Origin of the sequence: Burkholderia sp. SJZ089, from assembly GCF_007828315.1 — a bacterium.
GTDB classification, from domain to species: domain Bacteria; phylum Pseudomonadota; class Gammaproteobacteria; order Burkholderiales; family Burkholderiaceae; genus Burkholderia; species Burkholderia gladioli.
On sequence record NZ_VIUM01000005.1, the window covers coordinates 1 to 14,098 of the forward strand.

Here is a 14,098-nt window from a genome sequence, read left to right on the forward strand (position 1 = left end):
AGACCAGCGCGCACGACCCGGTGAACGGCTACCTGCCGCAAGGCTGGAGCGTGGAGCAATGGCACGAGGCGCGCAAGGTCGATCCGCAGAGCATCGTGAAGCCGGCCAAGCAGTCGATGGCCAGGCAGGTGCAGGCGATGCTGACGCTGCAGGAACGCGGCGCGGCCACGCTCGACTACGGCAACAACATCCGCCAGATGGCGCTGGAGATGGGCGTGCACAACGCCTTCGACTTCCCGGGTTTCGTGCCGGCCTATATCCGCCCGCTGTTCTGCGAGGGCAAGGGGCCGTTCCGCTGGGTGGCGCTGTCGGGCGATCCCGAGGATATCTACAAGACCGATGCGAAGGTGAAGGAGCTGATCCCCGACGATGCGCACCTGCACAACTGGCTCGACATGGCGCGCGAGCGGATCGCCTTCCAGGGACTGCCGGCGCGGATCTGCTGGGTGGGCGTGAAGGATCGCTATCGCCTGGGCCAGGCCTTCAACGAGATGGTTCGCAAGGGCGAGCTGAAGGCGCCGATCGTGATCGGGCGCGACCACCTCGACACGGGTTCGGTGGCGAGCCCGAACCGCGAGACGGAAGCGATGAAGGACGGCTCGGACGCGGTCAGCGACTGGCCGCTGCTCAATGCGCTGCTGAACACGGCAGGCGGGGCGTCGTGGGTGTCGCTGCACCATGGCGGCGGGGTCGGCATGGGCTTCTCGCAGCACTCGGGCGTGGTGATCGTGGCCGACGGCACGGATGCGGCGAAGGAGCGCCTGGGCCGCGTGCTGTTCAACGATCCGGCCACGGGCGTGATGCGTCACGCCGATGCCGGCTACGAACTCGCGCAGGAAACCGCGCGCGAGGCCGGCCTCAAGCTGCCGATGCTGGGGCGCTGATCAAGCGAAAGCCGCCCGTGGGCGGCTTCGCGATGGCCGGCAGGATCGCCTACGCGGTCCTGCCGGCCTTTTTCATGGTGGCGAGGCGAGGGCACCGACAGCGTCCCGCGCACTCGGCCGGATCAGTCCCAGTGACCGCCGACCCACACCCAACCCGGGCCGCGCTCGACCCAGTGGCCACGAACCCAATGATGGCCGACGCGCACCACTTCCCAGTGGCCCGGCTCCCATTCGTAGGCGCCATGCACCCAGCGCCAGTGGCCGCCTTCCCAGGCATAACCGACGCGCGGCTCGGGCACCACCTCGACGCGCGGCGGCGGCGGCGCGGTGCGCACGACCACCGGCTGGGCGGGTTCGACCACGCAGGCGGCCAGGCTCAGACTCGACAATATCGCCGCGGCGATCGCGAGGATCGGAGCGTGGCGGGTGGGTGAGTTTCGCTTCATGTTTCCTTCCATGATTCCTTCAGTTATCCTACGCGGCCGAATGATATTGAAATCCCGGTTTCCGCCTTCCTGGCAGGCCCAGGCCGGCACCGGCGCGACATGATAAGCGAAGCCGCGGCCGGTTTTGTCGAAACGGTTTCGCGGTCGATAACAACGAATCGAGAGGGCCATGACATACACCGCTTCTTCCAGGCGTCACGATCATCACGCATCGGTTGCCACGCTGATCGACGGCATGCGCAGCAAGAACGCCTATTTCCCGTGCCGCATCGGCGGCGCGATGCGTGTGAGCAGCCTGGGCGGGCAGCTCGTGATCGATAGCGGCCTGCGCTCCGATACCTTCAATCTCGTGATCGGCGATGCAACGGGTTTTGCGCGAGCGGAAACGGTCGAGACCATCGCGCGCGGATTCAACGAGGCGCGCCGGCCTGCTGCCTGGTGGTTCGTCGAGAGCGCGGGCAGCGCGGGGATCGCCGGCATGCTCGATGCCAATGGTTTCCGCTACGACGAGACCAGCGTCGGCATGCTGGCCGAGCTCGATACGCTGCCGACGCCGGCCTATCCCGAGGGTTTCGTGTTGCGCGCGATAAGCGGTAGGGACGATATCGCGCGTTTCGCCGGCTTGATCGGTGCGCTGTTCGTGCCGCCGGATCCCTGCATCGAGACTTTCTATGCGCAGGTCGCCGCGCTCGGGCTCGACGGCAGCGAGCCCTTGAAGCTTTATCTCGGCGAAGTCGAGGGGCGCGCGGTCTGCACGGCGGCGCTCTACACCGACGATGACGTGGCGCATGTGTTCGATGTCAGTACCGCGTCGGACCAGCGTCGACGTGGCCTGGCGTCGGCCGCGATGCACGCGGCGCTGACGCTGGCGCGCGAGCGGGACGGCGTGCGCCGGGCCGCGCTGCAGGCTTCGCCCGATGGGCTCGGCGTGTATCGGCGGCTCGGGTTCGGCGAGGTCTGCCGCTTCCATGTGCATGCGAATCGCGAGGCCGTCTCGTCGATCTAGATGAAGGACGCGAAAAAGCCCCGCCTGACTTCATGGCCGGCGCGGGGCTTTTGTTTCCAGCAGGCGGGGCAGGCCGCCCGCTGGCTCAGCGGCACTTACGCCGGATCCGCATACTTCAGCGTCCAGCTGAGCGTCTTGCTCTGGCCGGTCCCCAGCGTGAACGCTTGCGTCGTGCAGGCGAACTTCGAATGCAGCTGCCCGATCGGCGTGGTCGAGAGCGGGTTGGTGGTGCCGTTCGCGGTGCTGAAGTCCGACAACGCGCAACTGTCGAAGCCGGTGGTCGCGTAGTGGGTCGCCGCGCCATTCGTGTAAGACACCGACACGCCATCGGCATTCGCCGTGCTGTTCGAGAAGTCGTTGAACGCTGTGTAGTCGGTCTCCACCGACAGGTTGCCGGTCAGCGTGCCCGAGCTCAGCGTATCGGTGCGCGAGATCGTGCCATGGCTGAAGGTCACCACCGTATGCGTCTGCAGGTCGAGATCGGTGGACGCGGCCGCATTCTTCGAGGCGACCCGGAACTTGGCCGTGTCGAAGGACACGACCACCTGGCCGTTGCTCTCCTGCACGTTCAGGTTCTTGTAGTAAGTCACCGGCTGGTAGGTCTTGCCGTTGTAGCTGACCTGCGGGATCAGCAGCGCATAGGCGAGGTCGGTCGTGCCGTAGATCAGCTTGTCCGAGAACGGCACCGGGTAATACGGCGTGAACGAGTTGTAGTCGGGCGCCTGGCTCAGGTTCAGGTTGATCACGCGCTTGCCGTCGCGCACCGTCACCAGCGCCGCGCTATAGGGATGCGCGGTGTCGGTCGGCTGGTTGTACCAGGTCAGCTTGTAATGCGGCTGGGTGGTATCGAGCCACGACTGGAACTGCGTGTCGGTGAGCGGCGCGGTGCTGCCGAAGCCGAGCTTGTTCCACCAGGCGTTCACATACATGTACTGGTGCAGCAGGCTGAAGTTCTCGCCCATCACGCGCGGCTTGCCGCGATAGGTATCGGTGCCGCGTCCCTTGACCCACATGTTGACCGAGGGCGTCGGCAGCGTCGGGTCGTACCAGAAGTTCTCGAAGCGCAGCGCGGCGCGGTAGATGAAGGCATAGGCGACCTTCTTCTCGTCGTCGGTCAGCACGCCCGCGTTGGCGGCGGCCGTCAGCACCTCCATGAAGGCCGAATCGCCGTAAGGGCCGATCGAGCGGCCATAGTTGAAGCCTTGGCCGTCGGTGTTCAACTGCGGCAGGATCAGGTCCACCGACTTGCGCAGATAGCCCTTCAGCTCGGGCGTGAGATTCGCCTCGTTGCCCATCTCGAAGGTGCGCTCGGTCACCTCGCCGATCAGCAGCGTGCTGTAGCGGTCGAAACGCGCCTGGTCGTAATAGGTCTTGCTGGTGTTCGAGGCCTCGTCGGAGAAGCCGCCGGAGGAGTCGTTGCGGATGTGGTTGGTCAGCGTGTAGAGCAGGGCGTCGCGTGCATTCATGGTGGCGACCGTCGCGTCCGTCTTCGACGAGAAGCCCGGGCTGCTCCAGCCGAGCTTCTGGCGCAGGCCGGCGATGCCATAGGACACCGCGTAGTAGTTCTGCGCCGTGTTCAGCGAGGCGATGTCGATCGGCGTGCCGGCCGCCGGGCAGGTATTGGTCTTGCCGCTCGCGTCCGGCCCGAACATGTCGCAGAACAGCAGGCGCTGCTGCAGCGTGGCCAGCATCGAATCGCTGAACACCTCGTTGAGCATGCCGTGCGCCTGAAAGTTGTTGAGTGCAACCAGGTAGTAATACTCGCCCCACGACGTGTTCGCATACAGGTAATCCGTACCGTGCGTGCCCTGGATCATCGCCGACGTCACCTTCTGGTAGGTCGCGAGATAGTCCGCGTACTGCGGATCGTTCTTCGACTTCATGTCGATCAGGATCCACGACAGGCCCAGCGCGAGCTTGCCCGGCAGGAACTTGTCGCCGGTGTTGGTATCGAGCACGTGCACCGGGCTGCCGTCGCCGAGGTCCATCACCACCTGCGTGAAATCGGGCGCCGCCTTGATCTTGTCGAACAACGCGCGCATCTGGCCCATCATCGTGATCGGGATGTTCGCGCCGCTCGGCACCGCCGTGGTGGCGGTGCCGTAGACGATGCCCTGCAAGGAGCTGGCCAGCGTCGACGGCGTGCCGGGATTGCCCGGCGTGCCCGGCGTGCCGGCACTGGGCGGGGTGCTGGTTTCCCCGCCGCAGGCGGCGAGCAAGAGGGCGGCGAGGGCAGTGCTGACGGCGAGGGCGGATCGTGTTTGTTTTATCGAAAACATGGTGTCTCCATTGGAATGATCAGGACAGCGAGGCAGCGGGAAGCGGGGCGAATCGTCAGTGCATCGAGGCATCTCCTTTTCATCGGCCAGTCGGCCGGCGCGAGCGAGGCCGCGCGACGACGTCCGGGTGGACGGTCACGGCTGCTCGCGGCCGCACCCGGGCACCGCGGGCGGCACAGGCGACAGGCGTGTCGCCGCGCGCGGCCGTCGCGGAAACGGGCACGTCAGCAGGCTTGTGGCTTTAAATCATCTGTCGTCAGATGACATGGAGTGAAATCAATGCAGCCACGCGGCGCGGCGTGCGTATCGATTCGCCTCCCCCTCGAGTCCGAGGACTCTTCATTCTGATACTTCTTATCCACGGGGCATTTCACCGCGATGGTCTCGCGGGATGCGCCAGTCGCCGTCCATCCGGGCACCGTTACGGACGGCTGACTGTCGGCTTGCCGTTTTGTTGTCGGATATCCTATCTCGTTACGGAGATAGCGCCAGTCGGGGATAACCATACCCCGGCCGGGAAGCCGGACACTTCAGCGAGTTTGGCGGGCAGGACGCGTTTGGGGCTTCGAGCAAGCCCATTCGATGCGATCGAGTGGCGGCGAACCAGGGGAGGGTGAGGTCGACGAGGCAGTCGTGATGTCCGGCGGCATCGGGATACGCGTGCATCACGCGACCGACAACGCTTCGGAATGCGAATGACGAAGGGAGGGATGCCGGCGCACGTCCGTCCCTGCTGCAATGACGGGTGCGCGTCGGCAGGTGAGCCGCGGGTGCGACACGCCTGAGCGCGTCGCACTCGGCTCGGGATGCTTACTGTGTGCGCTGGCGAGCGGCGAACTTGCCGTGGAAGCGAACCACCGGCTGGCTCTCGCGAACCACCGATTCCGTGGCCGGCAACTGACGCAACATGATCGCGGCCGGCGGGCTGATCGCCGTCAGCGAGGCGCTGCGCGAAGCCGGCGCGAGCCCGTTGTTGACGAGCAGGGTGGTGTCGTTGCGCAGGTTGGCCAGCAGCACCGGATCGGTGGTGCGTGCCAGTTGCGGTTGCAGCGCGCTCCAGGCGGTATCGCTGTAGTTCGTCACGTAGTAGTCGAAGCCGCTCGGATTCGCCAGCACCGGGGTGCAGCCTTGCAGGCGGACCTGGGTCTGCGTGCCGCCGAAGGACAACGTGGTGCGCTTGATCAGGCCGTCACCGTAGGCGAGCGTCACCGGGATGGTCCACTGCGTGCCCGGATAGGCGTTCTTGTTCGGGAACGGCGACTGTTTCAGCGTCACGATGTTCTCGTTCTTGGTCAGGTCGCACTGCGTGTCGAGCGAGAGCAGCGGCACGCCGGTCTGGCGCACGAAGCTGTCGCCGATCGGGCCCACCTTCTGGCCGCTCGCATCCGACAAGGCATCCCACAGCCGCTGCGGCGTGCTATTGCCGAGCGCGTACTTGTTCAGGTACGCCTGCAGGCCCTTGCGCATCACCTCGTCGCCGAGATAACCCTCGAGCATCTTCAGCACATGGCCGCCCTTGTTGTAGACGAAGGTGCCGGCATTGATCACGAAGTCGTTCGAGCCGAAGGCATTGAAGTTCGGCTGCACCGGGAAGGCCTTCGGTCCGATGTCGGAGCGAATCACGCGGGCCTTGTCGTTGACGTCCTGCACCCAGTTGAAGACCTCGGGATGGAACTGGATCTTGGTACGCGTCTCGAAGTAGGTCGCGAAGGACTCGTTGAGCCAGACGTCATCCCACCAGTCGAGCGTGACCAGATCGCCGAACCATTGGTGCGCGGCCTCGTGCGTCAGCACCGTCAGGCCGTAGTTCGACATCGGCGTGCCGGGCTTGGGCAGGATGTCGTCGGCGAATTCCAGAATCGAGCCCCAGTTCTCCATGCCGCCGAAGTTCAGGTCCTTCTGATCCTTGAACTTGTCGTTGGCAGCCACCGTGTCGAACTTCGTCAGCGGCAGCGGAATGCCGGTGTAGCGGTAGTAGTAGTCGAGCGCCTGCTTGGTTTCCTGCATCGCCGGCTTGGCCCACTCGCTCATGCCCGGCGGCGTGAAGATCCGCAGGTGCATGCCGCGGCCGTCGGGCAGCGGGCTGGTGAAGTCGTCCTCGAGCGTGTCGAACTTGCCGCCGCCGAAGAACACCAGGTAGGACGGCATCGGCGGGGTCTTCTCGAAGGAGACCAGCTTGTAGCCGGCGCCGATGTTGGCCGCGGGCTTCTCCGCCGCGTTCGACACCACCTTCCAGGATTGCGGCACCTCGGCCGACAGCTCGTAGGTCGGACGGAACGCCGGCTCGTCCCAGCCCGGGAACCATTGGCGCGACAGGTCCGATTCGCCCTGCGTGAGCACCGCGCCGCTGGTGGTGCCGTCGGTGGCGACCAGGTCGACGCGGAACATGCCTTCGGCTGCCGAGCAGCCCGGATAGGGATCGTTGTCGCAACTGCCGACCGTGCCCTGGGCCGGATCGCCATGCGAGTCGAAGTTGATGATGCCCTGCCATTCCATGTGCAGCGAGTAGCTGCCGCGCGCGATGGTGCCGCTCGCCGGGCGCAGCTGCACGTAGTCGCCCTGGCCCTGCGGCGTGGCGATCAGCGGGATGTTGCCCGGCTGCAGCGTGATCTTGCCGTTGGTGAACTGCAGGCGGTGCGCGGCCACCACGATCGCGTTGACCGGCTTCAGCACGTTGATCTCCACGTCGGCGCGGCCCTGGAACTGGTTCAGGGCATCGTTCGGGCGGAACCAGAGCTTGTAGTTGACCGGCACCACCGTATCGGGCATTTCGACAGGCTTGGTGCCGCGATCCACGGCCGGTGCCGGCGCGGCATTGCTGGTCTGGTTGTTCGCGGCGGCGCCGAACGAGACGGGCGAGCCGGAGCCGCCGTCGTCACCGCCACAGGCGGCGAGTGCCAGCGCGACGGCGCTGACGAGCGGCAGATACCGGAATTGACGCGGTGTGATCCTCATGCCGATTCCTTCGAGGGTGAAATGAACGGTTAATCGCGCGTCGAAATCGGTGGGCAATAGTAGACCCTCGCCGATTTTTCGCAGCGAAATGAAATGGCTGGCGGTTTTGAATGAATTACCGGAAAGGCTTGCGCGGAATTATGTGAAGGCGTGCATGTTGGAAGGCCCTGTTGTTTATAAACGAATAGGAAACAAACCATGCTCTGCGGCATGGGTTTGTACGCGCTTGCTCAACCTGGCCACGTGCTGCGCCGCGCAAACACTGGACTTGCGCGCGATTCTCGACGTTGGCCTTTTTCATGGCCCGGGGTTCGAACGATTACCCGGGTGGTACAAATCCGGACAGTTTGCCGACGTTCTCGATACCGGAACCTGACAAGCAATCCGCGAGTGAATATACAACGTAATTTTTTGTAATGGAACAAGAGGTTTGTTGAAAAATCTGTAGGTGAATTTATTGCCGTTTCGATTTACTCGAATGAAAAATATGCCGATCGAAAATCGGCATGAGGCGATGCCGGGCCGGCTGCGGGTTAGCCCCGATGGCGCTGGCGAGACAAGTCGTCGAAGGTCGCGTGATTGGCTGGACCATTGGTCCGATGTCGTCGGTGTGTACAAGCAGCCGCGACGCTCGGGATGGCGCCGGGCCAGGCAAGCACGGAAAGTTGTGAGTGCAACCAAATTTGAACAGGCAAAGGAAACCGCTCGATGAGTTCGAGAATCGACGCCCACCAGCATTACTGGCTCATGGCCGCGCGCGAGGGCGAATGGCCGCCGCCGAGCCTCGCCGCGATTCATCGCGATTTCGGCCCCGAGGATCTCGCGCCGCATCTGCGCGCGACGGAGATCGACGGCACCGTGCTCGTGCAGTCGCTGCCCACGCTCGACGACACGCGCTACCTGCTCGCGCTCGCGAACGCGACGCCGAGCGTGAAGGCGGTGGTGGGCTGGGTGGACATGAAGGCAGCCGACGCGCCGCAGCGGATCGCCGCGTTCGCGGCCGAGCCGAAATTCCGCGGCGTGCGGCCGATGCTGCAGGCGCTGGACGATCGCTGGATCGACGACGAGGCGCTCGCGCCCGCGGTCGATGCGCTGCGCGAGCACGCGCTCGTGTTCGATGCGCTGGTGCTGCCGCCGCAGCTCGATGCGCTGCATGCCTTCGCCGCGCGTCACGCGACGCTGCCGATCGTGATCGACCACGCCGCGAAGCCGCCGATCGCCAGCGGCCGGCTGGAGCCGTGGCGTAGCGCGATGGCGCGCCTGGCGGCGCTGCCCAATGTGAGCTGCAAGCTTTCGGGCCTGTGGACCGAGGCCGGCGAGGGCAGCGACGACAGCGGCGTGGCGCCTTACATCGAGGCCGTGGCGACGCTGTTCGGGCCGCGCCGCCTGATGTGGGGCAGCGACTGGCCGGTGCTGCGCCTGGCGGCCTCGTATGGCGGCTACGAGGACTGGTTCGCCGCCTGCGAGCGGGCCTGCACGCGCTGGTTCGGCGCCGCGGCGCTGGCCGACGTGTTCGGCGGCAATGCGCGCCGTTTCTACCGCATCGACTGAAGACCGGGGCAGGCGGCGCGGGCCGGCACGATGCCGGCCCGTCATCGGGAAAACCCGGAGGCGTCACGGCGTGACGAGGCTGGCCGAAGCTCGTATCATTGAGACCAATTGGTTGGACCATTGATCCTTTGAGCCAATGGCGCCAAGCTCATCCGCCACTCGAATCACGATTCACGACATACGACCATGACGATCATTCGTTCGATGCGCGTCCTCGACGTGCGTTTTCCGACCTCGCAGAAGCTCGACGGTTCCGATGCGATGAACCCCGATCCCGATTACTCGGCTGCCTATGTGATCCTCGAAACCGATCGCGACGGCCTGGAAGGGCACGGGCTGACCTTCACGATCGGCCGCGGCAACGAGATCTGCTGCGCGGCCATCGAGGCGATGCGCCACCTGGTGGTGGGCCTCGACCTGGACTGGATCCGCGAGGACATGGGCCGCTTCTGGCGCCACGTGACCTCCGACAGCCAGTTGCGCTGGATCGGCCCGGACAAGGGGGCCATCCACCTGGCCACCGGCGCGGTGGTCAACGCCGCCTGGGACCTGTGGGCCAAGGCCGAAGGCAAGCCCTTGTGGCGCCTGGTGGCCGACATGACGCCGGAACAATTGGTGCGCACCATCGACTTCCGCTATCTCGGCGACTGCCTGAGCGAGTCGGACGCGCTGGAACTGCTGCGCGAGCAGGCGCCCGGCAAGGCCGAGCGGATCGCCACGCTCGAACGCGAGGGCTATCCCTGCTACACCACCTCGGCCGGCTGGCTCGGCTACAGCGACGACAAGCTGCGCCGGCTCTGCCGCGAGGCGATCGACGCCGGCTTCGATCACGTGAAGCTGAAGGTGGGCGCGAACCTGGAGGACGACATCCGCCGCGTGAGCATTGCGCGCGAGGTGATCGGCCCGGATCGCAAGCTGATGATCGACGCCAACCAGGTCTGGGAAGTGGACGAGGCGATCGACTGGGTGCGCGAGCTGGCCTTCGCCAAGCCCTGGTTCATCGAGGAGCCCACCAGCCCCGACGACGTGGAAGGCCATCGCAAGATCCGCGAGGCGATCGGCCCGGTGCAGGTGGCCACCGGCGAGATGTGCCAGAACCGCGTGCTGTTCAAGCAGTTCATCATGCGCGGCGCGATCGACGTGGTGCAGATCGACGCCTGCCGCCTCGGCGGCGTCAACGAGATCCTGGCCGTGATGCTGATGGCCGCGAAATACGGCTTGCCGGTGTGCCCGCACGCGGGCGGCGTGGGCCTGTGCGAATACGTGCAGCATCTGTCGATGATCGATTACGTCTGCATCGCCGGCACGCGCGAAGGTCGCGTGATCGAGTACGTCGACCATCTTCACGAGCATTTCGTCGAGCCCTGCGTGGTGCGCGACGCGGCCTACATGCCGCCGAGCGCGCCCGGTTTCTCGATCGAGATGAAACCGGAATCGCTGGAGCGTTATCGCTTTCGCGGCGAGACGGCCAGGTCGGGCGAATCGGTCGATCCCGCCGTCGCCGTGGCCCATGCAGCCGCCTGAGCGGCAGGGCTCGAACGCGAACGGAGAATCCTGATGAACCTCGATCTGCAAGACAAGGTGGTGCTGGTCACGGGCGGCGCGGCCGGCATCGGCGGCGCGATCACGCGCGCATTGGCGGCCGAAGGCGCGATCCCGGTGGTGCTCGACCGCAACGCGCCCGACGATGCCTTCGCCTCGCAACTGCGCGACCAGCAGCCCCACACGCGCTTCCTGCGCACCGACCTGCTCGACGACGCCCAATGCCAGGCCGCCGTCGATGCCGCGATCGCCGAATTCGGCCGCATCGACGGGCTGGTCAACAACGCCGGCGTCAACGACGGCGTCGGCCTGGGCGCGGGCCGCGCGGCCTTCGTCGCCTCGCTCGAACGCAATCTGCTGCACTACTACGCGATGGCGCATTACTGCGAGCCGCACCTGAAGGCCAGCCGCGGCGCGATCGTCAACGTCTCGTCGAAGACGGCGCTGACCGGGCAGGGCGGCACCAGCGGCTATTGCGCCGCGAAGGGCGCGGTGCTGTCGCTCACGCGCGAATGGGCCGCCTCGCTGGCCGGCGACGGCGTGCGCGTGAACGCCGTGATCCCGGCCGAGGTGATGACGCCGCTCTACGAATCCTGGCTCGCCAGCTTCGACGATCCCGAGGCGAAACTGGCCGCGATCACGCAGCGCATCCCCTTCGGCAAGCGCATGACCACGCCCGAGGAGATCGCCTCGACGGCCGTGTTCCTGCTGTCGGAGCGCGCCTCGCACACGACCGGCCAATGGCTGTTCGTCGACGGCGGCTACACGCACCTGGACCGCGCGCTGGGCTGAGGCCCGCGCGCCGATCGACCCTCGAAAGAACACAACGGAGACACGACGATGCGGCAATGCCTGGCGCTGGACCTGAGAGACGACCCCGAATCGATCGCGCGCTACGAGGCGCATCACGAGCGCATCTGGCCGGAGATTGCCGCGCACTTGCGTGGGCAGGGCGTGACCTCGATGGAGATCTGGCGGATCGGCAACCGCCTGACGATGGTGATGGAAACGGACGACGCGCGCTTCGACGCCGCGCGCATGGCGGCGGCGAGTCTCGCCGATCCGAAGGTGGTGGAGTGGGAGACGCTGATGAGCACCTTCCAGCAGCCCACGCCATGGACGCCGGCCGGGGTGAAGTGGGCACCGATGGCGCGCATCTTCGATCTCGGCGGGCAGTGAGCGGGGCCGGCGACGGCAACCGGAAACAGAAACAGACGAGCCCGTGACCGGGACGGAAGGAGACAGGATTCATGCAACAGGTATCGGAAGCCGGCGTCACGCCGGTCGGCACGGCGCAACGCTCGCGCGACTGGCGCACCGCGTTCATTCTGGTGACCAGCCTCTTTTTCATGTGGGGGCTCTCATACGGCTTGCTCGACGTGCTGAACAAGCATTTCCAGGACGTGCTGCACGTCAGCAAGGCGCAATCGGGCCTGCTGCAGGGCGCCTATTTCGGGGCGTATTTCGTGATGGCGATCCCGGCCGCGCTGCTGATGGAGCGCTTCGGCTACAAGCGCGGCATCCTGCTGGGGCTCACGCTCTACGCGATCGGCGCGCTGCTGTTCATCCCGGCCTCGGGCGTGGCCAGCTTCCCGTTCTTCCTGTTCGCGCTGTTCGTGATCGCCTCCGGCCTCGGCTGCCTGGAAACCGCCGCGAATCCCTACGTGACCGAACTCGGCACGCCCGAGACGGCCGAGCGGCGCCTGAACCTCTCGCAATCCTTCAACGGCCTGGGCAGCTTCCTCGGGCCGCTGATCGGCGGCGCCTTCTTCTTCCCCTCGGGCGCGACCAGCCAGGCCGCCGCCGAGGGGCTCGGCTCGGTGCGCATCACCTACGTGGCGATCGCCGGCGTGGTGGTGCTGCTCGCGCTGCTGATCGCGCGCACGCCGATGCCCGACATCCGCCGCCCGGCCTCGGCCGCGCAGCGTGCCGCCGGCGAGTCGATCTGGTCGCGTCCGCACTTCGTGGGCGGCATCGTCGCGCAGTTCTTCTACGTGGCCGCGCAGGTGGGCGTGGGCGCCTTCTTCATCAACTACGCGATCGTGCACTGGCCCGAGCTGAGCGCGCAGCGCGCCTCCTTCATGCTGTCGATCGCGCTGCTGCTGTTCATGGCCGGGCGCTTCGTGAGCACCGCCGCGATGGGCAAGGTCTCGCCGGCCCGGCTGCTGACGCTCTACGCGCTCGCCAACATCGCGCTCTGCGCCATCGTGCTGGCCGGCATCCCGGTGCTGTCGGTGCTCGCGCTGATCGGCGTGTTCTTCTTCATGTCGATCATGTTCCCGACCATCTTCGCGCTCGGCGTCAAGGATCTCGGCCCGCAGACCAAGCGCGGCGCCTCGTTCCAGGTGATGTCGATCGTCGGCGGGGCGATCATGCCCTACGCGATGGGGCGCGTCGCCGACGGCTCGGGCGTGAGCATCGCCTACGCGCTGCCGCTCGCCTGTTTCGCCGTGGTGGCCTGGTACGGCTGGCGCGGCAGCCGCATCGCCTGAGCCATGATCCGGCTGCGCGCGGGCCGCTGGCCGGCGCCCGCCAGGCGTGCGCGCGCGCAGGCCGGAAAGCGCGCGCGTCGGCCGATCGACGCATACGTATTAGAATCGCCGTCTGGTTCGCGTGTACCGCCCGAGGGGCGGCGGCCGCGAACGCCCACGATCCCGACGCGACTCGCCAGCGAACGTATGCCGATCCAACCTATCCAGAATCGCCGTCTCTACCAGCAAATCGCCGATCAATTGCGCGCGATGATCGAATCCGGCAGCTTCCCGCCCGGCAGCTACCTGCCGCCCGAGCGCGAGCTGGCCGTGCAGTTCGGCGTGTCGCGCACCTCGGTGCGCGAGGCCCTGATCGCGCTGGAGGTGATCGGGCTGGTTTCCGTGCGTGTCGGTGACGGCGTTTCGGTGCGCCAGCGCGAGCAGCCGCCCGCCGAGGCCGCGCCGGCCCCGCGTTCGAACCTGCTCGAGGTCGATCCCGAGCTGGGCATCGAGTTCGACCTCAATGCCGAGATTCCGCCGTTTTCCCTGTTGCAGGCGCGCAAGCTGATCGAGCCCGAGGCGGCCGAGCTGGCCGCGCTCAATGCGTCCGACGCGCAGCTCGCGGCGATCCGCGAAGCCTTCCTGCGCAATCAGCAGGACAATCGCAGCGGTTCGACCACGCATCCGGGCGACCGGCTGTTCCATATCCGCATCGCCGAGGCCAGCGGCAACGACGCCTACGCGATGATGATCAAGCAGATGCTCGCGCATCGTTACGATCCGCTGTTCCAGCGGCTGCAGAAGCTGTATACGCCGCGTGACATGCCGCATCGCTCCGAGATCGAGCACCGCGCGATCCTCGATGCGCTGGAGGCGCGCGATGCCAAGGGCGCGCGGCGCGCGATGCTGACTCACCTGAATTCGGTGATCCGGATTTTTTCGCGGCAGTCGGTGTAGGGCGCAG

The 14,098-nt window shown here is 66.2% G+C and carries 11 protein-coding genes; 8 read left to right on the forward strand and 3 right to left on the reverse strand.

The window, feature by feature from the left end; genetic code table 11:
* A partial coding sequence (gene hutU, locus FB600_RS10390) for a urocanate hydratase (RefSeq protein WP_145756849.1) occupies window positions 1-884 on the forward strand: 884 nt, incomplete at its 5' end.
* 122 nt (window positions 885-1,006) lie between these two features.
* Here hutU and FB600_RS10395 read toward each other — a convergent pair.
* Window positions 1,007-1,330, reverse strand: a complete 324-nt coding sequence (locus FB600_RS10395) for a YXWGXW repeat-containing protein (RefSeq protein ID WP_013697958.1) — start codon at window positions 1,328-1,330, stop codon at window positions 1,007-1,009.
* Between the two features lie 169 nt (window positions 1,331-1,499).
* Here FB600_RS10395 and FB600_RS10400 point away from each other — a divergent pair, with 169 nt between their 5' ends.
* Window positions 1,500-2,336 (forward strand): GNAT family N-acetyltransferase, encoded by an 837-nt coding sequence (locus FB600_RS10400; RefSeq protein WP_096748948.1) that lies wholly within the window; start codon window positions 1,500-1,502, stop codon window positions 2,334-2,336.
* 95 nt (window positions 2,337-2,431) lie between these two features.
* Here the strand turns inward: FB600_RS10400 and FB600_RS10405 are convergent, their stop codons facing one another.
* Together FB600_RS10405 and FB600_RS10410 are read right to left on the reverse strand one after the other, a co-directional pair.
* Entirely contained in the window at window positions 2,432-4,615 is a 2,184-nt protein-coding gene (locus FB600_RS10405; RefSeq protein WP_096748947.1) for a hypothetical protein, read from the reverse strand.
* A gap of 810 nt (window positions 4,616-5,425) precedes the next feature.
* Window positions 5,426-7,570 (reverse strand): M1 family metallopeptidase, encoded by a 2,145-nt coding sequence (locus FB600_RS10410; protein WP_098180855.1) that lies wholly within the window; start codon window positions 7,568-7,570, stop codon window positions 5,426-5,428.
* A gap of 708 nt (window positions 7,571-8,278) precedes the next feature.
* Here FB600_RS10410 and FB600_RS10415 point away from each other — a divergent pair.
* The 6 genes from FB600_RS10415 (at window position 8,279) to FB600_RS10440 (ending at window position 14,091) form a co-directional block, all read left to right on the forward strand.
* Complete coding sequence (locus FB600_RS10415; RefSeq protein WP_098180854.1) at window positions 8,279-9,121, forward strand: amidohydrolase family protein; 843 nt, start codon at window positions 8,279-8,281, stop codon at window positions 9,119-9,121.
* Window positions 9,122-9,307: 186 nt separating this feature from the next.
* Window positions 9,308-10,645: an L-fuconate dehydratase gene (locus tag FB600_RS10420; RefSeq protein WP_098154062.1), complete on the forward strand. Its 1,338-nt coding sequence runs from the start codon at window positions 9,308-9,310 to the stop codon at window positions 10,643-10,645.
* 33 nt (window positions 10,646-10,678) lie between these two features.
* Window positions 10,679-11,455 (forward strand): SDR family oxidoreductase, encoded by a 777-nt coding sequence (locus FB600_RS10425; RefSeq protein WP_105820825.1) that lies wholly within the window; start codon window positions 10,679-10,681, stop codon window positions 11,453-11,455.
* Between the two features lie 48 nt (window positions 11,456-11,503).
* Entirely contained in the window at window positions 11,504-11,842 is a 339-nt protein-coding gene (locus tag FB600_RS10430) for an L-rhamnose mutarotase (protein ID WP_096748942.1), read from the forward strand.
* Between the two features lie 71 nt (window positions 11,843-11,913).
* Window positions 11,914-13,155, forward strand: a complete 1,242-nt coding sequence (gene fucP / locus FB600_RS10435) for an L-fucose:H+ symporter permease (protein ID WP_145756848.1) — start codon at window positions 11,914-11,916, stop codon at window positions 13,153-13,155.
* 186 nt (window positions 13,156-13,341) lie between these two features.
* Window positions 13,342-14,091, forward strand: coding sequence for a FadR/GntR family transcriptional regulator (locus FB600_RS10440; RefSeq protein ID WP_145756857.1), 750 nt, complete (start codon window positions 13,342-13,344; stop codon window positions 14,089-14,091).
* The last annotated feature ends 7 nt before the right edge of the window (window positions 14,092-14,098 follow it).